The organism is Archangium lansingense, from assembly GCF_026626635.1.
GTDB classification, from domain to species: Bacteria; Myxococcota; Myxococcia; order Myxococcales; family Myxococcaceae; genus Archangium; species Archangium lansingense.
The window spans coordinates 11,617,487-11,641,538 of the sequence record NZ_JAPNKA010000001.1 but is presented as its reverse complement, the minus strand read 5'-3'; the positions used below and the strand labels follow the sequence as shown (position 1 = coordinate 11,641,538).

Annotated in this window: 18 protein-coding genes; 10 read left to right on the top strand and 8 right to left on the bottom strand. The window is 68.9% G+C overall.

Annotation, left to right across the window (positions count from 1 at the left end):
- Nucleotides 1–7 precede the first annotated feature (7 nt).
- Nucleotides 8–499, bottom strand: coding sequence for a hypothetical protein (locus tag OV287_RS46500; RefSeq protein ID WP_267540508.1), 492 nt, complete (start codon nucleotides 497–499; stop codon nucleotides 8–10).
- Here OV287_RS46500 and mug point away from each other — a divergent pair.
- From mug to OV287_RS46485, 3 genes are read left to right on the top strand one after another with little or no spacing between them, the layout of a single operon-like run.
- Nucleotides 498–1,004: a G/U mismatch-specific DNA glycosylase gene (gene mug, locus OV287_RS46495; protein WP_267540507.1), complete on the top strand. Its 507-nt coding sequence runs from the start codon at nucleotides 498–500 to the stop codon at nucleotides 1,002–1,004. The two genes, OV287_RS46500 and mug, sit on opposite strands and share 2 nt — an antisense overlap.
- Nucleotides 1,005–1,037: 33 nt before the next feature.
- Nucleotides 1,038–1,232: a ferredoxin gene (locus tag OV287_RS46490; protein WP_267540506.1), complete on the top strand. Its 195-nt coding sequence runs from the start codon at nucleotides 1,038–1,040 to the stop codon at nucleotides 1,230–1,232.
- 47 nt (nucleotides 1,233–1,279) lie between these two features.
- Complete coding sequence (locus tag OV287_RS46485) at nucleotides 1,280–2,536, top strand: cytochrome P450 (protein WP_267540505.1); 1,257 nt, start codon at nucleotides 1,280–1,282, stop codon at nucleotides 2,534–2,536.
- A gap of 37 nt (nucleotides 2,537–2,573) precedes the next feature.
- On the opposite strand, the gene OV287_RS46480 is transcribed toward OV287_RS46485, so the two are convergent.
- Nucleotides 2,574–3,722: an aromatic ring-hydroxylating oxygenase subunit alpha gene (locus tag OV287_RS46480; RefSeq protein WP_267540504.1), complete on the bottom strand. Its 1,149-nt coding sequence runs from the start codon at nucleotides 3,720–3,722 to the stop codon at nucleotides 2,574–2,576.
- Nucleotides 3,723–4,023: 301 nt separating this feature from the next.
- Here OV287_RS46480 and OV287_RS46475 point away from each other — a divergent pair, with 301 nt between their 5' ends.
- On the top strand, nucleotides 4,024–5,358 hold the full coding sequence (locus tag OV287_RS46475) for a pyridoxal-dependent decarboxylase (protein ID WP_267540503.1): 1,335 nt from the start codon (nucleotides 4,024–4,026) through the stop codon (nucleotides 5,356–5,358).
- Nucleotides 5,359–5,437: 79 nt separating this feature from the next.
- Nucleotides 5,438–6,721 (top strand): TIGR04013 family B12-binding domain/radical SAM domain-containing protein, encoded by a 1,284-nt coding sequence (locus tag OV287_RS46470; RefSeq protein WP_267540502.1) that lies wholly within the window; start codon nucleotides 5,438–5,440, stop codon nucleotides 6,719–6,721.
- On the opposite strand, the gene OV287_RS46465 is transcribed toward OV287_RS46470, so the two are convergent.
- Together OV287_RS46465 and OV287_RS46460 are read right to left on the bottom strand one after the other, a co-directional pair.
- A complete protein-coding gene (locus OV287_RS46465; protein ID WP_267540501.1) occupies nucleotides 6,718–7,227 on the bottom strand; it encodes a GNAT family N-acetyltransferase in 510 nt (169 codons plus the stop codon). The genes OV287_RS46470 and OV287_RS46465 overlap by 4 nt on opposite strands.
- 91 nt (nucleotides 7,228–7,318) lie before the next feature.
- A complete protein-coding gene (locus tag OV287_RS46460) occupies nucleotides 7,319–12,625 on the bottom strand; it encodes a chitobiase/beta-hexosaminidase C-terminal domain-containing protein (RefSeq protein ID WP_267540500.1) in 5,307 nt (1,768 codons plus the stop codon).
- 212 nt (nucleotides 12,626–12,837) lie between these two features.
- On the opposite strand from OV287_RS46460, the gene OV287_RS46455 reads away from it, so the two are divergent.
- A complete protein-coding gene (locus OV287_RS46455; RefSeq protein WP_267540499.1) occupies nucleotides 12,838–14,094 on the top strand; it encodes a metallophosphoesterase family protein in 1,257 nt (418 codons plus the stop codon).
- The gene (locus OV287_RS46450) at nucleotides 14,091–17,294 is read left to right on the top strand and encodes an ATP-binding protein (RefSeq protein ID WP_267540498.1); all 3,204 of its coding nucleotides are present in this window, start codon (nucleotides 14,091–14,093) and stop codon (nucleotides 17,292–17,294) included. Before OV287_RS46455 ends, OV287_RS46450 begins: the two co-directional genes overlap by 4 nt.
- 75 nt (nucleotides 17,295–17,369) lie before the next feature.
- Here OV287_RS46450 and aceA read toward each other — a convergent pair whose 3' ends face one another.
- Both aceA and aceB read right to left on the bottom strand, forming a co-directional pair.
- The gene (aceA, locus tag OV287_RS46445) at nucleotides 17,370–18,656 is read right to left on the bottom strand and encodes an isocitrate lyase (protein ID WP_267540497.1); all 1,287 of its coding nucleotides are present in this window, start codon (nucleotides 18,654–18,656) and stop codon (nucleotides 17,370–17,372) included.
- Nucleotides 18,657–18,730: 74 nt separating this feature from the next.
- Nucleotides 18,731–20,377: a malate synthase A gene (gene aceB / locus OV287_RS46440; protein WP_267540496.1), complete on the bottom strand. Its 1,647-nt coding sequence runs from the start codon at nucleotides 20,375–20,377 to the stop codon at nucleotides 18,731–18,733.
- A 252-nt stretch (nucleotides 20,378–20,629) separates the two neighbouring features.
- Between aceB and OV287_RS46435 the strand changes: the two genes are divergently transcribed.
- A complete protein-coding gene (locus tag OV287_RS46435) occupies nucleotides 20,630–20,995 on the top strand; it encodes a PspC domain-containing protein (protein ID WP_267540495.1) in 366 nt (121 codons plus the stop codon).
- A gap of 132 nt (nucleotides 20,996–21,127) precedes the next feature.
- Here OV287_RS46435 and OV287_RS46430 read toward each other — a convergent pair whose 3' ends face one another.
- Complete coding sequence (locus OV287_RS46430) at nucleotides 21,128–21,610, bottom strand: MOSC domain-containing protein (protein ID WP_267540494.1); 483 nt, start codon at nucleotides 21,608–21,610, stop codon at nucleotides 21,128–21,130.
- 114 nt (nucleotides 21,611–21,724) lie between these two features.
- Here OV287_RS46430 and fumC point away from each other — a divergent pair, with 114 nt between their 5' ends.
- On the top strand, nucleotides 21,725–23,122 hold the full coding sequence (gene fumC / locus OV287_RS46425; protein ID WP_267540493.1) for a class II fumarate hydratase: 1,398 nt from the start codon (nucleotides 21,725–21,727) through the stop codon (nucleotides 23,120–23,122).
- A gap of 51 nt (nucleotides 23,123–23,173) precedes the next feature.
- Nucleotides 23,174–23,344, top strand: coding sequence for a hypothetical protein (locus OV287_RS46420; RefSeq protein ID WP_267540492.1), 171 nt, complete (start codon nucleotides 23,174–23,176; stop codon nucleotides 23,342–23,344).
- Nucleotides 23,345–23,360: 16 nt separating this feature from the next.
- Here the strand turns inward: OV287_RS46420 and OV287_RS46415 are convergent, their stop codons facing one another.
- On the bottom strand, nucleotides 23,361–23,942 hold the full coding sequence (locus OV287_RS46415; RefSeq protein ID WP_267540491.1) for a type 1 glutamine amidotransferase domain-containing protein: 582 nt from the start codon (nucleotides 23,940–23,942) through the stop codon (nucleotides 23,361–23,363).
- Nucleotides 23,943–24,052 lie beyond the last annotated feature (110 nt).

The window sequence follows — 24,052 nt, the reverse complement described above, 5'->3', positions numbered from 1 at the left end:
CGGGCGCCTATTGGTTGATGAGCGGCTGCAGCACGCCGAGCCGCTCGATGTCCTGGCTCACGGCCGAGCGCACCGCGTCGAGGACGGCCTCGTCGGAGAAGTGCTTCACGAGGAGCATCCCGGGGGTGACGAAGGAGAGCGCCTGGTCGAGCTGACGTCGCAGGTGCTCGAGGGTGAAGAGGGTAAGGCCGAAGCGCCGGCCATCCCGCAGGCGGACCACGACGTCCAGGCTGTCGCTCTGGGTCGAGGCGAATTCGTCGGCGACCAGCACGGAGGCGATGGGCCCGTCCTTCAAGTCGAGGGAGCGCATGGTGGGAGGAATGTAGCCATCCGCCGGGCAGGGGAGGGGTGCCCCGTGGGGCTCCCGTCCACCGTTGTACCTTCCGGCGGGAATGCCATGGCGGGAGAGACGGTATAGGTTCAGGTCACGGGAGGAACGTCTGAAGTCACCTCGCAGGCCCACGAAGGACCAGTTGCTCGCCGCGGTGGGGCGCCACATGCCGGACCTCATCGCGCCCGGGTTGAGGATCCTCTTCTGTGGCATCAACCCCAGCGTGTACTCCGCCGTGGTGGGCTACCACTTCGCGCGGCCGGGCAACCGCTTCTGGCCGGCGTTGCAGGCCTCGGGCTTCACGGGCCGCCTGTTGGCGCCCTCCGAGCAGGAGGAGCTGCTCACGCTCGGGTACGGCATCACCAACGTGGTGGACCGGGCCACGGTGTCCGCGGACGTGCTGACGGCTGAGGAGCTGGCCGAGGGCGGGCGGCGGTTGGAGGCAAAGGTGCGGCGCTATCGTCCCCAGTGTCTGGCGGTGCTGGGGATTGGCGCCTGGCGCACGGCCTTTGGACACCCCAAGGCTTCACTGGGCCCCCAGCCGGAGTCGCTGGGCGGTGCTCGCGTCTGGGTGCTCCCCAATCCGAGTGGGTTGAACGCGCACTACCGGCCCGAGGACCTGGCGCGGCTGTTCCTTGAACTACGGCTGGCCGTGGACACGTCGCGCCCGTAGTCTTGAAAACCTGATCACCAGGAGAGCAACAACATGAAGATCGTGGTCGATTGGGATCGCTGTGAAGCCAATGGCGTCTGCGTGCGCGCTGCCTCCGAGGCGTTCAACCTCGATGAGAAGGACCAGCTGCACGTGCTCGTCGAGAACGTGACGCCCGAGCTGCGCGCCAAGGTGGAGCAGGCCGTGCGCGACTGCCCGCGTCAGGCGCTCTCGCTCTCCAAGGATTGAGTCTGGGTCACCCGTCGTCATTCCCCCAACACAGGAAGGACCGATTCATGCAGCCCAACGAGACGAATCAGAGCGCGGCCCGCCCGGCCGCTGACTTCAACCCGTACGCCCCCGGGTACGACCAGAACCCGTACCCCGCGCTCGAGAAGTTGCGGGCCGAGGCGCAGCTCCAGTACTGGCCCGCGGGGCGTGCCTGGCTCCTCAGCCGGTATGACGACGCCGTCGCCGTGCTCCGTGACAGCAAGCGGTTCACCGCCGACCGGAGCGAGTGGGAGTTCGCTTCGGTGCTGGGCTCGGCCGTGCTCATCCCCGAGCTCGAGGAGTTGAACAAATACGGGCTGTTCTCGCTGGCCAACCAGGACCATGCCCGGGTGCGCAAGCTCGTCAGCCCGGCGCTCACCCCGCGCGCCATCGAGCGGCTGAAGCCGGAGATTCAAGCCATCGTCGAGGATGTGCTCGACGCGGCCGCCGCCAAGGGCACCATCGACGTGACGCTCGACTTCGCGGAGAAGATTCCCGCCCGGGTGATCGGCTCCATGCTGAAGATGCCCAAGGGCCGCGAGGAGTTGTTCCTGCGTTTCACGGACGCCGTGGTGAAGTGCTTCCTCCCCGGCATGGTGAACCCCCAGGAGCTGGACGGCCTGCGCGCCGACATGCGTGAGGGCATCGAGCTCGTCAAGGCGACGATCGAGGACCGGCGCAACGCCCCCTTGGAGAACGACATCCTCACCACCCTCATCCAGACCGAGGAGCAGGGGGAGCGGCTCAACAAGGGGGAGCTGCTTGCCCTGGCGTCCGCGCTCATCGTGGGAGGCTTCGAGACCACCGTCCACCTGATCGCCTTCACCATCTACAACGTGCTCCATCGTCCCGAGGTGCTCGCACAGGTGAGGGCCGAGCCCGACCTGCTGCGCAACACCATCGAAGAGGTGCTCCGCCACGACAACTTCGGGAAGATGGGCATCGCGCGCTACGCCCTCGAGGACGTGGAGATGGGCGGGGCGACGATCAAGAAGGGCCAGATGCTCCTGGTCATGCTGGGCAGCGCGCTGCGGGACTCGGCCACGTTCGACAAGGCCGAGGTCTTCGACGTGCGGCGCAACACCAACGCGAGCATCGCCTTTGGTCACGGGGCCCACTACTGCCTCGGGGCGAACCTGGCGCGGCTGGAGGTGCAGCTCGCCGTGGGCGCCTTCCTGCGCCGCTTCCCGGAGATGAAGCTCCTGGGGCAGCCCTCGTTCGGGCAGCACCCGGTGATTCGCAAGATGGAGTCGCTCAAGGTCCAGCTCAACCCGACGGTCTGAGCACGAACGTTGTACCGGCTCGTGGGTCCGCGGCGCTCTACTGGCCGCGGCCCCCGAGTGCCTGCTCCACGGCCTCGTGGAAGTAGCGCAGGCCGTGCTCGAAGCGGGCCAGGCGCAGTGCGGCGTTGGCGCCCGAGCGCAGCCCGCGCTGGATGGACTCGCCCAGGTGGATGTCCTCCCGCACCGAGTCCATGAGCAGGTCCACATGCTCGTCCCAGTGCCGGAAGGCCTTCTCGTTGGCGGGCGCCTCGGGGATGAGCGTGAAGGTGCGGAAGTCCGTCCGATCCAACTCCAGCGGGAACACGGTGGTGATGTTGACGTGGTCCTCGAGCACCAGCATCAGCGTGTTGGGGAAGATGAAGTAGAGGATGTTGGCGTGCTGGCGCAGCCGCCACGTCTCCTCGGGAGTGCCCGCCAGGTCGCGCAGGGTGCGCTTGGGGAAGACGCACCGCTGGTGGGGCGCCAGCCGATCCATCAGCCCCACGTTGTCGATGAAGAGCGGGTAGATGGAGGTCCGGTGCGCGTTGCGCACGTGGTAGGCCTCGAGGAAGAGCTCGATGGCGAGCTTCCAGTTGAGCTTCAGCTCGAAGCGCTGGGGCCGGTACACCACGTGCGTCTCCAGCCGGTAGCTGGCGAGCTCGGCAGCGAGGGGCGATAGGAAGGCATCCGCGGCGAAGCGCGAGTCCTTACGGCCCTGGGCCCAGAGGAAGCCGAAGCGCTCCGCGACGGATACGCGCGCCAGTCCCACGGACTCGGAGGGGCGGCTGGGGAAGCCCGCCTCGTGGGGCACCGCGCGCAGGCTGCCCTCGGTGTCATACGTCCAGCCGTGGTAGGGGCAGACGAAGGCGTGCTTGTGTCGGCCACACGCCTCCTCCACCAGCCGCGTCCCCCGGTGACGGCAGACGTTGAGGAAGGCGGCCGGTTCTCCCAAGGGCGTGCGGCACAGGAGCAGCGGCAGGCCACTCGCGTCGTGGGTGAGGTAGTCCCCTGCCTCGGGCAGTTGCGAGCGGTGCGCCACCAGCAGGGGGCGGCGCTGGAAGAGCAGCTCCCGCTCCGCTTCCAGCCGCTCCGCGCGCAGGTAGGCCTCTACGGGGATGCGCGACTCCTCGGCCTCCATGTGCGTGGTGCCCGTGCGCAGATGCTCCTGGATGCGCCGGATGAGCTCGACCTGGGTCGCGTGGTCCATGAAATCCCCCTGGGGGCGGTGAGGGTATTCCACCCACATCCTGGCCGCACACGGAATCGGGAAGGGCGTTCGCCCGTGTGCACTGCGCCTACGCCGTGTTGTGGAGTCGCTTCGAACGTTGCTTCGCCAAGGGTGGACTGTGTGGCGAATGGAGCCGGGACGCGGAGTGCGAGCGGCCACGGGCGCAGGACACGCTGCGAGTGGAGCAGGTGCATCCGCCCTCTCAGAAGTCAGAAGTGCGTAATTCACATACGTGTGTGTCAATCATTCGTCACTCGACAGCGGAGCGTGCGGCCGGTACATGCGCCGCCCTTCAATGAATCCGTCTCTTCCCGCACTGGCGCGCCTGTTTTCCCCCGAGGGCTGTACCCCGGAGCAGCAGCGATTGTTGCTGAGTCTGCTCGAGCGGCTCGCCGTGCCGGTAGACACGACACGTGAGTCGGCCGTGCTCGCGCAGGAGTGGCAGCGGACGAGCACGCTCGATGATGGGCGCCGAGTGGATCCGCGCGAGCTGCCAGCGCGGGGTGAAAGCCCGGAGTTGGTCGTGGAGCAGCTGCGGCACCTGATGAGGGGCACGGCATCTGGCCTGAACCTGTCTGGGATGATCGGGGCCGTGGCCACGGTGCTCGCGAGCAGCGGTGAGGCGCGGCGCGACGAGGGCCTTCGGGCGGATGAGGCGGAGTCGCGCGTGGCCGCCATGGTGTCGCGAGTGGTGGGCTATGACGAGGAGCGGAGCGGAGGCCGCATCACGTCGGGCGCGCGGGCGGCGGTGCTGGCGGGATTGCGCGTGGCCATCGCGAAGCATGCGCCGGAGGCTCGGAGGAAGGGCGTGCCGCGCAACCTCTACTGCTTTGTCTCGGAGGGGATGGAGGACTCCCTGCTCGAGGCGGTGGAGACCACGGGGCTTGGCAGCTACCACCTCATTCGCGTGAGGACGTGCGAGGACGGCACCATGGCCGCCGCGGATCTGCGCACGAAGATGTTGGCCGTCGCCTCGGGCGGGGACGTGCCCCTCTACGTGGTGGCCTCCACGGGGGCTGAGGGCTGCCCCACCTTCGACGACGTGAAGGAGCTGCGTGAGGTCGCGGACTCTGTCACCACGCAGTACGGGTTGCAGCCCGTGCACCTGCACGCGGATGCGGCGTGGGGTGGCCTCTACTGCGTCTTCAACGGCTATGACCTCCAGGACAACCCGCTCGGCTTCGAGACCCCGGTGCAGGAGGAGCTCACGCGGCTGCGGACGCGGCTGCGACACCTGCACCTGGCGGACTCGGTGGGCCTGGACTTCCGGTGGTTGGGGCGGGCCTCGTACCCCGCGGGTCTCTTCCTGCTTGGGAACGGCGCGGAGCTCCGGCTGGTGGGCCTGCGCGCATTGGAGGCTCCGAGTGCGCTGGCCCTCCACGCGCAGCTGCGCTCCTTTGGGCTGGAGGGGTACCGCCGCCTGTTGGCCGAGATGCTCGAGCTGGAGCGCGCGCCCCGGGGTGGCGCGGGACGGGGCCTGTCGGGTGTCTTGACGAGGTCCGGCTCGACGCGGCGGAGCGGGTCCCCCGAGGGACTGGAGCTGCCCTCGGACCTCGTGCCGGGGGTGATGCCCTTCGCTGGAGCCCGCTCGTCACTGGCTCGGCCGCGGAACTGAGCCGAGCTCCTGGCCGGACGTCCCTGGAGTGAGCGGGCGGCCTCTTGACGAGGGGGGCCCATGTTGGTTTTCAGGGGAGATGCCGTCCACGAAGAACAAGGTCGCGCTGGTCCTGAGCTACCAGTACCCGGGCAAGTACGCGCTCACCGTCCTCGCGGGGGCGGTGGAGGCGGATGCGGTGGGGCAGGACGTGGCCCTGCGCTTCCCGAGGGACCGGGAGTCGCTGCTGGCCGCGGTGCGCGAGTGCCACGACGCGGGGTACCGGGTGGTGGTGGCGTGGTCGTTCTACTCGGCGAGCTTCCCCGGCGCGGTGGAGGAGCTGGCCTGGCTGCGGGAGCGGCTGGAGGGCCGTGAGGTGCTGTGCATCGCGGGTGGGGTGCACGCCACGGCGGAGACGGAGCAGACGTTGCGAGGGGGCTTCGAGCTGGTGGCGGTGGGCGAGGGAGAGCCCGTGCTGCTGGAGCTGCTAGGCCGGCTGGTGCGCGGGGAGGACCCGAAGCAGACGCGGGGAATGTCGAGGCTGGTGGACGGGCGGATGGTGTCGCAGGGGCGTGGGGAGGGCGTGGTGATGGACACGTACCCGCCGTTCGCGGCGAGGCACAGGATGTTTGGGGCCATCGAGATTACGCGGGGCTGCATCTACGCGTGCCGGTTCTGCCAGACGCCGTTCATGAACAAGGCGCGGTTCCGGCATCGGAGCGTGGAGAACATCGCGCGCTGGACGCGGGTGTTGCGCGAGGCGGGCAAGCGGGACGTGCGCTTCATCACGCCGACGTCCATGTCGTACGGCACGGCGGACGAGTCGGTGAACCTGGAGGCGCTCGAGCGGATGCTGGCGGCGGTGCGCGAGGCGATGAGCCCTGGGGGGCGGGTGTTCTACGGGACCTTCCCCTCGGAGGTGAGGCCGGAGCACGTGACGCCCGAGGCGCTGGCCTTGCTCAAGCGCTACGTGGACAACGACAACCTCATCATCGGAGGCCAGTCCGGGAGCGAGCGGATTCTGCAGGCGAGCCACCGGGGGCACGACGTGGAGACGGTGGTGCGGGCGGCGAGCCTGGCGGTGGAGGCGGGCTTCGTGCCGAACGTGGACTTCATCCTGGGGCTGCCGGGAGAGACGCCGGAGGACGTGAGGGCGACGCTGGCCCTGATGCAGAGGTTGTCGGAGCTCGGGGCGAAGGTGCACGGGCACACGTTCATGCCGCTGCCGGGGACACCGTATCGCGATGCACCGCCGGGCTCGGTGGATGACGAGACGCGGAAGGAATTGGACCGGCTGGCCTCACAGGGCCGGCTCTACGGTCACTGGAAGCAGCAGGTGGCCCTGGCGAACGGAATCGCCGCGAGGCGCCAGCCCAGACGCTAAGCCATTTGCTTCCGCTTCCGGCTGTCGAACACCTGGGCCGGCTCCCCGTCGAGGGTGGTGTCCTCGAAGGCCCCGTCCATGTACTCACCAATCACGCGACGCCAGAATGCGATGGCGGCCTGATTGGCGGAGAGCTGCGACAACTCCCACGTGCCCGGGAATCGGTCGAAGAGGGCGAACGCGGCCTTGCGTCCCACGCCGTGCCGGCGCTCGCCGCGGAGCACGAAGAACTCGGACAGGTGGAAGTCGCGCCCGGGAGTCATGAACGGGAAGGGCGCCTGGCCCACCATGGCGAAGCCCGCGGGCCGGCCGTCGAGCCGGAAGAGCATGGGGTGACAGCCCTCCTTCCCCGAGAGCCAGTAGGGAAGGTAGTCGGGCTGCCAGAGGCCGTCGGCATCCAGCGAGTAGCTGTTACCGAACTCGCTCAGGTCGTGCAGGTACAGCGGGTACAGGTGGCGCAGGAGCGTGTGCTCCGCGGGAGAGACGGGGAGGACCGTGAGCGTCATGGTCCTCGCACCGTACCTGCTCCCTCTCTTTTTGGGAGAGGGCCGCGGGAGGAGCCGGAGTGATCGGCCCCTCCCACGGACTGACTACGGACTACGGGTTGGGCAGGCCGAACGAGGAGGAAGTGCTCGAACTCGACCAGTCACTGGCCTGGTTCGTGTCCACCCCTCCGGCCAGGCGCTGCATCGACTTACCGGTGGTCGAGGACGCGAGGCCGCTCCAGATCACGCCGACTTCCACGGCGGTCGGGGCGGTGGTGTACGTGCAGAGCGCCCCGCCGCAGTTAGCCGGCAGCCAGAGTCCCTCGGCCTGGATGGCCTGGAGCTGCCCCGGGTACTGGGTAACCGTCTGGCCGGGGGCTACGAAAGGAACAGCGTCCTGCGTGTTCCCCGTAGCATCCTTCATCCGGATGACGCGGTTCGAGTTGACGCCAAGGCCCGTGGCACTCCCGACGACATCCCACGCCGTGTCGTAGTTGTAGGTGGCGGGGTACTGCGCCTTCCCGGTGGTCTCCGAGAGGTCGCCGGCCGCGGGAGTGAGGTGCACCACGATGATGTCACCGGCCGCCACCGAGATGTTGGGCAGCGTGGCGAGCGGGGTGGAGGTGCCATCCGCCACCAGGGTCATGTTCTCCACGGTGCCCGCCTGCACCACGAGCAGCTCGATGAGGTCCTTACCGCCCGAGATGTTGGGGTTCATCTCGTTGATGAGGAGCCGGGCGGGCACCCGGTAGCCGTTGAAGCTGGCGTTGTTGGCCGCCGCATCGACGCCTCCGCCCGCGGTGTCCTTCACGCTGGAGGCCGCCGTCACCGTGTAGCCCGTGCCTCCCACCTGCGTGGAGGTGGTGAGCTGGACCTGGCGGCCCGTCACGGTGGCGGCCGAGGCCACCAGTCCGTTGTTGATGGCGAACTGGCTGCCATTGGCGAGCACGCTGGCAGGGTCGACATGCCGGTCGAAGTTCACCACGACGCTCGTGCTGCTGGTGGCCGTGGCACTCGTGACCTTGGGAGCCGGGCACGAATGAACGGTGAGGTCGCTGGTTGCCCAGGCGGAGGGCTGGGCCTGGTTGTTGGTCGCATTGACGAACCGCCACATGGGAGCATTCGTGGTGACGGAGCAGTTCTGCACCACGTCGAGCGCGTCCTGCACCGCGTTGGTGATGCGCAGCTTGAGGCCGTTGCTATTGGCGGTGTTGCCCAGGGTCACGATGCTCGCCGAGACGTTCCCCGTGCTGGCTGCGACGAAGGCGCTGCTCACCGTGCCACTGAGGGTGATGAGCTCGCTCTCATAGTCAGCCCCGCCGTTGGTGGCCAGGTCGACATTGCTCACGTCGTTGCGGAGGAAGTCCACCGACTCCCCGGTGCTGTGCACGGTGAAGGAGGTGGTGTCGATCTTGGTGACGCGCACCATGCCGCCCGACGTGGCCCGCTCGGTGGCAAAGAAGGTCACGCGGTCACCCACCGCGGGCACGGGGGTGAGCGTGGCCGGGTCCACCGCGACGAAGACGGCCGGACCGTTCTTCTCGCCCTGGATGAAGAAGCCCGCGGGGTCGTTGGCGGCGGTACCGGTGAGCGGCTTCGTATAGGTGACGAGCGCGTAGGTCACGGGCTGGTTGATGGCACCGTCCGGCTGACTGCGGATGGCGGCGATGTTCGCCGAGATGTCGGCCGGATTGATGAAGTTGTACGTCTCGGGCTTCACGGCCTCCGCGTTGCCCGCCACGTCCACGGAGAAGAACCTCAGCGAGGTGGTGGCGGAGATGGCGATGGCCGCGGTGTAGCGCGTCGAGCCCGTGGTGGGCTCGCTGCCGTCGAGCGTGTAGTACGTGGCCGCGCACCCGGTGTTGCTGTCGGAGCAGGCCAGGGTGACGCTCTGGGCCGAGGCGTACGTGCCGCCCTTGGGAGTGGCCGTGGTGGTGGGCGCCACCGTGTCGATGACGTACGTCACGGTCTTCACGGCCTCCGCGTTGCCCGCCGTGTCCACGGAGAAGAACTTCAGCGAGGTGGTGGCGGAGATGGAGATGGCCGCGGTGTAGCGCGTCGAGCCCGTGGTCGGCGTGCTGCCATCGCGCGTGTAGTACGTGTTCGCGCAGCCGCTGCCGCCGGTGTCATCGGTGCAGGCCAGGGTGACGCTCTGCGCGGTGCGGTACGTGCCGCCCGCAGGGGTGGCCGAGGTGGTGGGCGCGACCGTGTCGAAGTCGTACACCTCCGTGTGGGTGGTGCTCACGTTGCCGACCTTGTCCACCGCCAGGAACTTGAGGGTGGTGTCGGCGGAGATGGCGATCGGCGCGGTGTACGTGGCCGAGCCCGTGGTGGGCGCGCTGCCGTCGAGCGTGTAGTGGATGGAGGCGCAGCCGCTGCCCGAGGCGTTGTCGGTGCAGGTCAGGGTGACGTTCTGCGCGGTGGTGTAGAGGCCACCGGCCGGGGCCGCGGCCACCGTCGGCTTCACCGTGTCGATGACGTACGTCTCGGTGTGCACGCTCTCGTCATTGCCCGCGGCATCCACGGAGAAGAACTTCAGCGTGGTGTTGGCGGCGATGGTGAGGGGCGCGGTGTACTTGCTGGAGGAGCGCGTGGGCGTGCTGCCATCCACGGTGAAGTGCGTGGCGGTGCAGCCGGTGCCCGAGCCGTCCGTGCACAGCAGCGTGACGGACTGCGTGCCGCCGTAGGAGCCACCGAAGGGGATGGCCGAGCTCGTGGGCGCCACCGTGTCGATCGTATAGGTCTCGGTGCGGACGCTGCTGGCGTTGCCCACCGAGTCCACCGCGTAGAACTTGAGGGTGATGTTGGCCGTCACGGAGATGGGGCTGGAGTACGTCGCCGAGCTCGCGGAGGGCGTGCTGCCATCGGTGGTGTAGTAGATGGCGGAGCAGGAGTTGCCGCTGGAGCCATCGGTGCAGCTCAGGACGACGCTCTGCGCGGTGCGGTAGGTGCCGCCCAGGGGAGCGGCGGACACGGACGGCGCCGACGTGTCGATGACGTAGGCGGCCACCTGCACGGCCTCGGCGTTACCGGCCGTGTCCACGGAGAAGAACTGCACCGTGGTGTCGGCGGTGATGGAGAGGGCCGCGGAGTAGACCGGCGAGCTGGTCGTCGGCGTGGAACCGTCGGTGGTGTAGTACGTGGCCGTGCAGCCGCTACCGGTGCCGTCGTTGCAGGCCAGCACCACGCTCTGGGAGCCGCCGTACGTACCCGCCGCAGGGGTGGCGGTGGTGGTGGGCGCGGCCGTGTCGATCTCGTACGTCTCGGTGTGAATCGCCTCGGCGTTGCCGGCCGTGTCCACGGAGAAGAACTTCACCGTGGTGTTGGCGGTGAGGGAGAGAGCCGCGGAGTAGACGGGAGAGCTGGTCGTCGGCGTGGAGCCGTCGAGGGTGTAGTACGTGGCCGCGCAGCCGCTGCCCGAGCCATCCGTGCACGCGAGCACGACGCTCTGGTGGGCGTTGAAGAGGCCGCCGGCCGGGGTGGCCGTGGTGGTGGGGGCCGCCGTGTCGATCTCGTACGTCTCGGTGTGAATCGCCTCGGCGTTGCCGGCCCGGTCCACGGAGAAGAACTTCACCGTGGTGTTGGCGGTGAGGGAGAGAGCCGCGGAGTAGGTCGGCGAGCTGGTCGTCGGCGTGGAGCCGTCGAGGGTGTAGTGCGTGGCCGCGCAGCCGCTGCCCGAGCCGTCCGTGCACGCGAGCACGACGCTCTGGCTGGCGTTGAAGAGGCCGCCGGCCGGGGTGGCCGTGGTGGTGGGGGCCGCCGTGTCGATCTCGTACGTCTCGGTGCGGACCGCCCCGGCGTTGCCGGCCCGGTCCACGGAGAAGAACTTCAGCGTGGTGTTGGCGGTGAGGGAGAGGGCCGCGGAGTAGACGGGAGAGCTGGTCGTCGGCGTGGAGCCGTCGAGGGTGTAGTGCGTGGCCGCGCAGCCGCTGCCCGAGCCATCCGTGCACGCGAGCACGACGCTCTGGTGGGCGTTGAAGAGGCCGCCAGCGGGGGTGGCCGTGGTGGTGGGGGCCGCCGTGTCGATGTTGTACGTCTCGGTGTGAACCGCCTCGGCGTTGCCGGCCCGGTCCACGGAGAAGAACTTCAGCGTGGTGTTGGCGGTGAGGGAGAGGGCCGCGGAGTAGACAGGAGAGCTGGTCGTCGGCGTGGAGCCGTCGAGGGTGTAGTGCGTGGCCGCGCATCCGCTGCCCGAGCCATCCGTGCACGCGAGCACGACGCTCTGGTGGGCGTTGTATAGGCCGCCGGCCGGGGTGGCCGTGGTGGTGGGGGCCACCGTGTCGATGTTGTACGTCTCGGTGCGGACCGCCTCGGAGTTGCCAGCCTGGTCCACGGAGAAGAACTTCACCGTGGTGGTGGTGGTGATGGAGAGAGCCGCGGTGTAGGTCGGCGAGCTGGTCGTCGGCGTGGAGCCGTCGAGGGTGTAGTGCGTGGCCGTGCAGCCGCTGCCGGTGCCATCGTTGCAGCTCAGCACGACGCTCTGGCTGACGTTGAAGAGGCCGCCAGCCGGGGTGGCCGTGGTGATGGGGGCCGCCGTGTCGATGTTGTACGTCTCGGTGCGGACCGCCTCGGCGTTGCCGGCCTGGTCCACGGAGAAGAACTTCAGCGTGGTGTTGGCGGTGAGGGAGAGGGCCGCGGAGTAGACGGGAGAGCTGGTCGTCGGCGTGGAGCCGTCGAGGGTGTAGTGCGTGGCCGCGCAGCCGCTGCCGGTGCCGTCGTTGCAGCTCAGCACGACGCTCTGGTGGGTGTTGTACAGGCCGCCGGCCGGGGTGGCCGTGGTGGTGGGCGCGTCGGTCTCGAGCGTGTACGTCTCGGTGTGAACCGGCTCGGAGATGCCGAGCTTGTCCACGGAGAAGAACTTCAGCGTGGTGGTGGCGGTGATGGAGATGGCCGTGGTGTAGGTCGGCGAGCTGGTAGTGGGCTCGGAGCCATCGGTGGTGTAGTGCGTGGTCGCGCAGCCGCTGCCGGTGCCGTCATCGCACGCGAGCGCGACGCTCTGGGGGGCGTTGTACGCGCCGCCGGCCGGGGTGGCCGTGGTGGTGGGCGGCGCCGAGTCCACGACGAAGGCCTGGCTCTGGGCGCTCTCCGCGTTGCCCGACTTGTCCACGGAGAAGAACTTCACCGTGCCGTTCTGCGTGAGGGCCACCGGGGCCGAGTAGCGCGTCGAGCTCGTGGAGGGCGCGGAGCCGTCGGTGGTGTAGTACGTGGCGTCGCAGCCGCTGCCCGTGCCGTCATCGCACAGCAGCGTCACGGAGACGCTCTCCTTGAAGGTTCCACCCTGCGGGGAGATCCGGGTCGACGGAGGCGTCGTATCCGCGGGCGGCGTAACGGGTGGGGGATTCGGATCACACGCGCTCGCGAACTGGAGCGCGAGCAGAGCCAGGACGAGCCGGCTCGACCAGGAAGAGATGGGGGTCATCAATACTCCAGTGGCGGATTTTTACGGCGAGAGAAGCCTTCCACTGGCTGGTACTTCGTCGCAAGTTCCCCCCCGGATGACGCATCGCGCTCCCGTCTCGTGGACGTGACAGACGGGTGAATTCCTGAAATCCCTCCTCGGGAATTCCAGCCGAATCTGGAACCCGGGGTTACTGGTGCGCAGTTCCAGGACGGCTACTGTGCGGAGCCGCGATGCGCTTCAAGTTTGTCCATGCCGCCGATCTGCACCTGGATACTCCCTTCCGCGGCGTGCCCGCCGACTCGGGACTGCTGAGCATCTTTCAGCAAGCCACCTTCCGGGCCTTCTCCCGCATCGTGGACCTGTGCCTGCGCGAGCACGTGGCCTTCCTGCTGCTGGCGGGGGACCTCTTCGATGCGAAGGACCGCTCGGTGCGCGCGCGGCTGGCGCTGCGGCGGGAGCTGGACCGGCTGCATGTGGCGGGCATCCAGACTTTCATTGTCCACGGCAACCATGATCCGTTGAGCGGGGACACGGGAGCGCTCGGGCTGCCGGAGTCGGTGAAGGTGTTTGGCTCGGAGTGGGAAGAGGTGGAGGTGCGCCGCGAGGGGCGGCTGCTGTGCCGGGTACAGGGCGTCTCCTATCCAGAGGTGGAGGTGCGCGAGAACCTGTCGGCGCGCTTCCGTCGGACGGCGCCGGACTTCACGGTGGGCCTGCTGCACGCGAACCTGGGCGGAGTGGAGGGGCACGCCAACTACGCGCCCTGCACCGTGGAGGAGCTGAGCGCGCGGGGCCTGGATTACTGGGCGCTGGGCCACGTGCACACACGCGCCGAGTACACGCTCGCGGGGGGCGCGGTGGCCGTGTACCCGGGAAACCCGCAGGGGCGGCACGTGAACGAGCCGGGTGAGCGCGGCTGTGTGCTGGTGGAGGTGGAGGAAGGGAGGACGCGGCGCCGCTTCGTCGCGGTGGACCAGGTGCGTTGGCACCGGCTGGAGGTGGGGCTCACGGGGCTCGGGTCGCTGGATGGGCTCGTGGCCGCGGTGACGGAGCAGGTGGACGCGAGCTGCCCGGACGCGCTGGACGGGCACGCGGTGCGCCTCACGCTCACGGGCCGGGGGCCGCTGCACCGAGAGCTGTCCGGACCTGATGCACTCACCCAACTGGAGGCGGACCTGCGCGAGCAGCTCGCCCTGCGCCATCCGCCGGTGCTGCTGGAGTCCCTGCGCGATGCGAGCCGGCCTGAGCTGGACCTCGAGGCGGTGCGCCTGGCGGGTGGCTTCTCCGGGACGCTGCTGGCCGAGGCCGAGGCACTGGTGGCGCAGCCGGAGGCGCTGGAGGCGTTGTGGAGGGAGGATGCGGAGCTGCGTGCGCTAGGACAGCGCTTGCGGCGGCTGGGCGTGGAGGTCCTGGACGCACCCCGTCCGGAGCTGGTGGAGCAGGCGAGTGTGCAGGTGGTGGAGCAGCTCAACGAGGAGGACGTGGCGTGAGTGGGGGCCTGCGAATCGACGTGCTGAAGGTGCACGGCTTCGGCCACTTCTCCGGCTACGAGCTGGAGCTGGGGCCGGGCCTCAACCTGCTGTACGGGCCGAACGAGGCGGGCAAGAGCACGCTGCTCGCGTTCCTCCGCGGCATGCTGTTCGGCTTCGAGAGGCGTGGCCGCTCGGAGTCCCGGTACGAGCCCGAGTCGGGGGCCTTCGGTGGCGAGCTGTGCGTGAGGTCGGGGGCGGGCCCGCTGGTGGTGCGCCGGGTCGCGGACAAGCGCGGGAAGACGGCGGTGACGGTGCTCAGCGCAGAGGGGCAGGAGCTGCCCTCCTCTCGGCTGGACGAGGCACTGGCGCACGTGTCGCGGGAGCTGTTCTGCGAGGTGTTTGCCTTCAGCCTGGACGAGCTGTCCAGCTTCGAGAAGCTGGTGGAGGAGGATGGCGTCTCCCGGGCACTCTTCGCGGCCGGACTGAGGGGCGCGCGCAGGCTGCCAGAGGTGGAGAAGCATCTGGAGAAGCGCGCCGAGGGCCTCTTCAAGAAGGGCGGGAAGAATCCCGAGCTCAACCAGCTCCTCGTGCAGTTGGAGGAGGTGCGGGCGCAGCTGGACGCGCTGAAGGACCGGCCGGAGAAGTATTTCGAGGAGCGCGAGCGGTTGGCCTCCCTGGGGCGGCAGCAGGAGGAGGCGGTGGCCCGCCAGGAGCACATCGCGCGAGAGCTGGGACGGCTGTCCCGCCTGGAAGCGGTGCTCGGAGAGCTGGGGGAGTTGGGGCGGCTGAGGACAGAGCTGGCCTCGCTGCCGGACCTGTCGGCCTTTCCGCCCGGAGGTGAGGCGCGGCTGGAGGAGCTGCTCCAGCGGTGGAAGGAGGCCCGGGCCCAGCAGGCCCGCGTGGAGGAGCTGTTGTCCACGGGCGCGGCGGAGCTGACCAGGCTGTCGGCGGCCTCGGCGGTACGGGAGCGGGAGGAGGGGCTGCGCCTGGCGCTGCTGGCCTTCACCGCGAGGGCCGAACTGCTGCGGGCGCTGCCGGGCCGCCGCGCTGCGCTCGAGGCGAGGCACCGCGAGGTAGCGCATGCCCTGGGTGGACTGGGGTTGGCGGTGGACGCGGCCGGCTTGCTGGCGCTGGAGCTGGGAGCGGCGGCGCGAGGCTCATTGGAGTCTCTGGCGGACCGGCTGGCGAAGGCGGAGGCCGAGCGGCGTGAGGCGGAGGTGGCACTCGGACGGGCCCGCGTGGAGCGGGAGCGCATCGAGGCCTCCCTGGCGCGGCTCCAGGCAGAGCGCACGAAGCTTCCGGACGTGTCCGCGGCGGAGCTGCGCCAGCGGCAGGCCGCGCTGAGCCGCTCGAGGCTGCTGCGAGTGGAGAGGGACCAGGTCGCGGCGCAGCGGGACGAGCAGCGGCAGCGGCTCCAGGCCCTGCGTGCCCAGGCCGAACCGGAGCCCGGAGCGGCGCCCGCGCCCTGGCTGGTGCTGCTCGGCGCGGGCGTGGCGGTGGTGTGGGTGGGCGCGATGGCTCTCCACGCGGGAGCGCTGGAGGGGGCGATGGCCCTGCTGGGCGCGCTGCTGCTCGTCGTCCCGCTGGTGCTCGGCTACGTGCGCTCGGTGCGGAGCCACCAGCGGAACGTGGAGGCCCACGCCGCGCGCCAGCAACAACGTGCGCAGGAACTGGCCCGGCTGCAGTCGGCGCTGGACACCTTGTCGGGACGGCTGTTGGGGCTGGAGCGGGAGCTGGCGGCAGCGGCGAGCGAGGCGGGCCTGGCTCCCGGAGTACCGGTGGACGGGCTCGCCGGGGCGGAGGCGGCGCTGGCGGAGGCGCTGCGGCAGGCCGAGCGGGTGGAGCACCTCGGGCGCGAGCGAGAGGCGCGTGAGGCGGAGCGGGACGGCGTGGTGCGCGAGGCGCAGGCGGCGGAGCTGGCGGGGCGGCGGGCGGACCTGCTGGTGCGGACGCTCCGGATGGAGTTGGAGGCGCTGCTGGAGGCGCGGGGCTTTCCTACGGACCTCTCTCCGCAGCGTGCGTTGGCGCTGTGGCGCGACGCGGCCGAGCAGCGGCAGCGGCTGGCGGACCTGGACGCGGACGAGCGGGCCCTGACCGCGGACGAGGCGGCCTGTGACGCGGTTGCCTCCCGGTTGCTCGAAGAGGCTCGGGAGGCGGGGTTTCCGGAGGGAGCCGTGGAGGCGGTGGCCGCCCGGGTGGCCTCGGCGCTGGAGGAACTGAAGACGCAGGACGCGGAGGCTCGGACGCTGCGAGCGCGCACGGATGAGTGGGCCGGGGACAGGGCGCGGTACGTACGGCTCCGGGAGTCCGAGGAGCAGGCCTTGGCGGCGCTGCTGGCCCGGGGCGGTTCCGACACCGAGGAGACTTTCCGCCAGCGGGCGCAGCAGGCGGCGCACTTCGAGGCGCTGACCCGGCGCGTGCGTGAGTTGACCTGGCGCATCGAGGCCGCCACGGGCCTGGAGGAGCCCGCGGCGCGGGAGGCCATCCTGGCAGCGGGAGGCGAGGAGCAGTTGAAGGAGAAGCTGGGGCAACTGCGAATGCAGGAACCCGCCTGCGCCAAGCACCTGAAGGAACTGCACACCGAGTACGGCTCCGCCCGAAGCCAGCTCGAGCACTGGGAGAAGGACGAGGAACTGGCGGTGCTGCGCATCCAGGAAGAGCGGCTGCGGGCTCGTGCGGCGGAGCTGGCGACACGCTACGCCACGGATCGGCTGGCGCTGGGACTGCTGGCGCGGGCGAGGCGACGCTTCGAGGAGGAGCAACAGCCGCGGGTCATCCAGCTTGCCTCGGAGCACTTCGCGACGCTGACGGCGGGCCGGTATCGACGGGTGTTCATCCCGGCGGGAGGCAAGCGCGAGCTCCGGGTGAGCGATGCGCGTAGGGACTGGAGCGCCGAGCAGCTCTCGCGAGGCACGAGGGAGCAGCTCTATCTGGCGTTCCGACTGGCGGTCATCCAGGACTTCGGTGAGACGCGAGGGGCGCTACCGCTCATCGTGGACGACATCCTGGTGAACTTCGACCTGGCGCGGACTCGGAGCACACTCGAGCTGCTGTCCCACCTGTCCGAGCACCACCAGGTCATCGCCTTCACCTGCCACCCGTGGATGCGCGAGTGCTTCGAGGCAGAGGGAGCACGAGTGCTGGAACTGGGGCACACAAAAACAGAAACCGCGACCCCCATCATGGGAGCCGCGGCCTCGTCATCACGTCACAGGTGAGCCAGTGCCCAACACATCCCCTCTCCCTCTGGGAGAGGGTATGCACTCACCCGGGCTGCTCCCACGCACCGTGGCTCAGAACTGGTGGGCCTCGGTGGAGTCGTTGAGCGCCAGGGTGCTGGAGCAGCCGCCGGAGATGACCTCGGCGACCTTGTCGAAGTAGCCGGTGCCGACTTCGCGCTGGTGGCGGGTGGCGGTGTAGCCGTCCTTCTCGGAGGCGAACTCCTTCTGCTGCATCTCCGAGTAGGCGGCCATGCCGCGGTCCTTGTAGGTCCGGGCCAGCTCGTACATCGAGTAGTTGAGCGCGTGGAAGCCGGCGAGGGTGACGAACTGGAACTTGTAGCCCATGGCGCCGAGCTCGCGCTGGAACTTCGCGATGGTCTTGTCGTCCAGGTTCTTCTTCCAGTTGAAGGAGGGCGAGCAGTTGTAGGCCAGCAGCTTGTTGGGGAACTTCTTGCGGATGCCCTCGGCGAACTTCTTGGCCTGGTCGAGGTCCGGGGTGCTGGTCTCGCACCAGATGAGGTCCGCGTACGGGGCATAGGCCAGTCCGCGGGCGATGGCGCACTCCAGGCCGCCCTTGAGGCGGTAGAAGCCCTCGGCCGAGCGGCCCGCCTTGCGGTCGATGAAGGCGTGGTCGTACTCGTCCGCGTCGCTCATGAGCAGCTTGGCGCTGTCGGCGTCCGTGCGGGCCACGAGGAGGGTGGGCACGCCCATCACGTCCGCGGCCAGACGCGCGGCCGTCAGCGTGCGGATGAAGTTATTGGTGGGCACCAGCACCTTGCCGCCCATGTGGCCACACTTCTTCTCGCTGGCGAGCTGGTCCTCGAAGTGCACGCCCGCGGCGCCCGCCTCGATCATGGACTTCATCAGCTCGTAGGCGTTGAGCGGTCCGCCGAAGCCGGCCTCTGCATCCGCCATGATGGGGGCGAACCAGTAGCGGTCGCGCTTGCCCTCGGCGAAGTCGATCTGATCCGCGCGGCGCAGGGCGGCGTTGATGCGGCGAATCACGTTGGGGACGCTGTCCACCGGATAGAGGCTCTGGTCCGGGTACATCTGCCCGGCGGTGTTGGCGTCGGCGGCCACCTGCCAGCCAGAGAGGTAGATGGCCTCGAGACCCGCGCGCACCATCTGCACGGCCTGGTTGCCGGTGAGGGCGCCGAGCGCGTGGACATAGTCCTTGGTGCTGAGCAGCTCCCACAGGCGACGGGAGCCCATCTCGGCCAGCGTGTAGCTGATGCGGATGGAGCCGCGCAGCTTCTCGACGTCCGCCTCCGAGTAGTTGCGGGTGATGCCCTCAAAGCGCTGAGCGTGGAGCTTGGCGTGGGGCGAAGCATCATTCTTCATCGTCACGGCGTCGTACATGGTGGCTCCTCACTCGAGAGATATGAATCAGGCTGCGGAAGAGAAAGGACTGCGGGTTGCTAGGGCACGGCTGCTCAGCCGTGCGACATCAGGGCCTCGTAGGCGGGCAGGGTGAGGAAGTCCTCGAACCGCGGTGCGGTGGAGAGCTTCTCGAAGAGCTCGCGCGCCTCCTTCATCCGCTCGGCGCCGTAGCGCTCGTTGGCGCCCTCGGCCTCGAGCCTCTTCATTTCCTCGGTGAGCACCTGGCGGAAGCGCTCCGCGGTGACGGGCTTGCCATCAGCGAGCGGCATGCGGTGGTGAATCCACTGCCACACCTGTGCGCGGGAGATTTCCGCGGTGGCCGCGTCCTCCATGAGGTTGTAGAGCGGCACGCAGCCCAGGCCCCCGAGCCAGGCGGCCATGTACTGCACGCCCACGCGGATGTTGTGGTGCAGGCCCTCCTCGGTACGCGTGCCCTCGGGCATGGCGATCAGGTCCGCCTCGGAGATGCGCACGTCGGGGCGCTTCTTGGAGAGCTGGTTCGGCCCGGGCATGTGCTGGTCGAAGATGGCGCGGGCCACCGGGACGAGGCCCGGGTGGGCCACCCAGGTGCCGTCATGACCGTCGCGCACCTCGCGCTCCTTGTCGGCGCGCACCTTGGCGAGCGCGGCCTCGTTGGCGGCCGGGTCGCTCTTGATGGGGATGAAGGCCGCCATGCCGCCCATGGCGTGCACGTTGCGGCGGTGGCACACCTGGATGAGGCGCAGCGAGTAGTTGTGCAGGAAGGCCTTGTCCATCGTCACCTGCCCGCGGTCGGGCAGGACGAACTTCGGGTCGGCCTGGAGCTTCTTGATGAAGCTGAAGATGTAGTCCCACCGGCCGCAGTTGAGCCCCGCCGAGTGCTCGCGCAGCTCGTAGAGGATCTCATCCATCTCGAAGGCGGCGGGCAGCGTCTCGATGAGGACGGTGGCCTTGATGGAGCCGCGGGCGACACCCAGCTCGCTCTGGGCCAGGTGGAACACGTCGTTCCACAGCCGGGCCTCCAGGTGGCTCTCCATCTTGGGCAGATAGAAGTAGGGGCCGCTGCCCTTCTCCAGCAGGGCACGCGCGTTGTGGAAGAAGTAGAGGCCGAAGTCGAAGAGCGAGGCGGACACGGGCTTGCCGTCCACCTCCATGTGGCGCTCCAGCAAGTGCCAGCCGCGCGGACGGGCGAAGAGCACGGCCGTCTTCTCATGGAGCGCGTAGTGCTTGCCGTTCTCGGCGGTGTAGCTGATGGTGCCGCGCACCGCGTCGCGCAGGTTGAGCTGCCCGCGCACCACGTTGTCCCAGGTAGGGCTGTTGGCGTCCTCGAAGTCCGCCATGAAGACGTTGGCCCCCGAGTTGAGCGCGTTGATGATCATCTTCCGCTCCACCGGGCCGGTGATCTCCACGCGCCGATCCAACAGGTCCGCGGGGAGCGGGGCGACGGTCCACTCCGACTCCCGGATGTCCTTCGTCTCCGGAAGGAAGCGGGGACGCTCGCCCTTGTCGTAGGCGGCCTGCACTTCCTTGCGCCGCTCCAGCAGGGCCTCGCGCCGGGTACCGAAGGCGCGCACCAGCTTCGCCACGAACTCGAGGGCCTCAGGCGTGAGGACGGCCGCGTAATCCGGATGCCAGGTCCCCCGGAGGGCGACACCCTGTCCCGCGGTCCCATGCCCTTCGGGACGTTGCGAATTGGGAGAGGAGGGAACGGCCGCGGCCATGCAAAGCTCCTTGACGGGGTGCGTTGTAAAAGACGTAGACGGTCAGCAATCTGTGTCTGCTACGAGGAAGTGTGAAGCCCCTTTGGCCGAAAGTCGACAACTTTGTAAGGATGTCAACACGACGGGGATTAAATTTGTAAATTGACCGAACTGAAAAACGGTGGGGGAGCGGGCGGTGCAATAGGGGGCGCGGTGGCGCGTAGGGAGGAATGAGGCCGGAGAGGGAAGGGGCCTCCACTGAGGAGCGGAACTATGGACGAGACGAAGCAGTGCGTGGCGTGCAGGATGGACATCCGGGCGGATGCCACGAAGTGCCCGCACTGCCGGGAGCGGCAGCAGGGGGCGGAGCCGATGCACCGAGGAGGGCCGGGGCGGGTGGTGGCCGGGGTGTGCACGGCGCTGGCAAGGCTGCTGGGCCTGGAGGTCGCGCTGGTGCGGGTGGCCTTCGTGCTGGCGCTGGTGGTGACGGGCGGGACGGCGCTGGGGTTCTACCTGCTGCTGTGGCTGCTCACGCCGCCGTCGGCGCTGGGAAGGGCTCCGATTCAGCGGGTGATGAGCTGGGCGGGGCGGGTGGCGAGCACCCCCGTGGAGGAGCCGCGGATGGAGCGCCGGGTCTGAAGGCTCGGTTGCCCTCAGTAATTTTGTAAAAGCGAGCAACCCCCTTCGGAGCGACCCCCCTCTCCCCTTGGGAGAGGGCTGGGGTGAGGGTCTTCCCGGGTCAGGGAGTCGGGTGCGCCCCGGGCGCGTTGATCAAGGCAGCTTGGGGCGGATGGGGCGGGGCGCGTCGGGGTTGACGTCGAGCAGGCGCACGCCGTCCCCCTCGCGGACCGTGCCTCCGCGCAGTACCTTGGCGAGCTGGCCGCGCTGGCCCCAGGACTCCTTGAGCAGGCCCGGGCGGATGTGCTCGAGCTTCGAGCAGGGCACGCAGGGCTCGGTCAGCTCCACCACCACCTCTGAACCCAAGGCCAGGCGCTGCCCTGGCGGCAGGGACTCCAGCGGCAGGCCGGAGATGACCACGTTCTCCTTCAGCTCGCCCGGCCCGAGCCGCAGCGCCCCATGAGAGGCCTCGTCGAGCAGCAGGAGTTGACGCTTCCCAAAGGGCTTCTTCTTCCCATGGCGGTCACCCACGAAGCCGCGGCCCTCCAAGGCCTGGGCCTCGGAGACGCGCTTCATGGGAGTTCCCCGCTCCTGGGCGAGCAGCAAGGCATGGATGGTGCCGGAGGGAGTGTCCACTTCCAGAATCCTGTCCAGGGCCTCGTCCCACCGCAAGACGGATACGGAGCTGCATGGGGAGCGAGGAGGCCGAGTGCGTGTTATCGCACCGGCTCCCGCCGAGGAGGCAGCTACGTGAGCAACCAGAACGTCCGCATCGAGAAGGACACGTTCGGTCCTATCGAAGTCCCGGCCGATCGCCTATGGGGCGCGCAGACGCAGCGCAGCCGGCAGAACTTCGCCATCTCCACCGAGCGCATGCCGCCGGCCCTCATCCGCGCTCTGGTGCTGGTGAAGAAGGCGGCCGCGCTCGTCAACATGGAGAACGGCACTCTGCCCAAGGACAAGGGCGAGGCCATTGTGAAGGCCGCCAACGAGGTGCTCGACGGCCAGCATGACGAGGAGTTCCCGCTGCTGGTGTGGCAGACGGGCAGCGGCACGCAGACGAACATGAACGTCAACGAGGTGCTGGCCAACCGGGCCTCGGAGCTGCTCGGGGGCGAGCGCGGCGAGAAGCGCAAGGTGCACCCCAACGACGACGTCAACAAGGGCCAGAGCTCCAACGACGTCTTCCCCACGGCCATGAGCGTGGCTGGGGCGGAGGCCGTGGTGCGCAACGTGCTGCCCGAGCTGCTGGCGCTGCGCGATGTGCTCGCGGAGAAGTCGGAGAAGTTCCGGGACATCGTGAAGATTGGCCGCACGCACCTGCAGGACGCCACGCCGCTGACGCTGGGCCAGGAGTTCAGCGGCTACGTGGCGCAGCTCGAGCACGCGCGCAAGCACCTCGAGCTCTCCCTGCCGCACCTGTCCGAGCTGGCGCTGGGAGGCACCGCGGTGGGCACGGGCCTCAATGCGCCCAAGGGCTTCGCCGAGCGCGTGGCCCAGGAGCTCGCGCGCCTCACGGGCCATCCCTTCGTCACCGCACCCAACAAGTTCGAGGCGCTCGCAGCCAACGATGCGCTGGTGCAGGCCCATGGTGCGCTCAAGGGGCTGGCGACCGTGCTCTTCAAGGTAGCCAATGACGTGCGCTGGCTGGCGTCGGGGCCGCGCTCGGGCATCGGGGAGATCACCATCCCCGAGAACGAGCCGGGCAGCTCCATCATGCCGGGCAAGGTGAACCCCACGCAGTCCGAGGCGCTCACCATGCTGTGCGCGCAGGTGATGGGCAACGATGTGGCCATCTCCCTGGGCGGCGCATCCGGCAACTTCGAGCTGAACGTCTTCAAGCCGCTGCTCATCCAGAACTTCCTGCAGAGCTGCCGGCTGCTGGCGGATGGCATGCGCAGCTTCCGGCTCCACTGTGCGGTGGGAATCGAGCCGAACCTGCCCCGCCTGAAGGAGAACCTGGAGCGCTCGTTGATGCTCGTCACCGCGCTCAACCCGCACATCGGCTACGACAACGCGGCGAAGATCGCCAAGAAGGCGCACAAGGAGGGCAAGACGCTCAAGGAGGTCGCGGTGGAGCTGGGCTTGCTGACTCCCGAGCAGTTCGACCAGTGGGTGCGTCCGGAGAAGATGACCGGAAACCTGTAGGGCCGTTCTGGAAATAGCCGGAGGGAGGGCGCGGGGGTATAGCACCGAGCGATGGACGAGAAGCCTTCCTCACCGCCTTCCCTCATGCCCTCGGGACAGCAGGCCAGTCCCGAGGTGGTGATGCGCACCTGTCCCAACTGCGGCGCGCAGCTCGAGGAGCGCAAGTGCAAGCTCCTGTGCACACGCTGCGGCTACTACATGAGCTGCGCGGATTATTACTGACGAGCGTACCCGAACCTCAGTGCACGGCGGGCGGTTGAGCCGCGGTGGCCTCAGGGGCCAGCGGGGACTCGAGGCGCGGGGCAATGCCCTTGTCCACCTGGCGCAGCAGCGCGGCGCAGAAGGCCTTCAGGTCATCCGGCTTGCGCGAGGTGATGATGTTGCCGTCCTCCACCACCTCGCGATCCACCCAGCGCGCCCCCGCGTTGAGCAGGTCCGTCTTGATGGACGGGAAGGAGGTGACTGTGCGGCCGTCCGCGATGTCCGCCTCCACCAGCATCCACGGCGCATGGCAGATGGCGGCGATGGGCTTGTCCGCCTTGAAGAAGTCCCGCACGAAGCCGACCATCCGGACGTCCATACGCAGATGGTCTGGTGAGTAGCCTCCCGGAATCACCAGCGCGGCGAAGTCCTCCGCCTTCACGTCTTGGATCGCCTTGTCGGCGCGGATCGTCTCCTTGCCCTTCTTGCCCTTGAGCTCCTTGCCGGTCTTCAAGCCGATGATGACCGGCTCGTGCCCGGCTTGCTTCACCTGGTCGTAGGGCACCCGGAACTCCGAGTCCTCGAAATCCGTGTCCACGATGAATGCGATGCGCGCCATGAGCGCCTCCTTGGCAGAGGAATGCCCTCTGTCCGTGCAAGGTGCCCACGACGCGCCCGCGAACAATGGGGTGCCTCGCCTGGCGGAGGAAGCGGGCGGCGCCTGTCCGC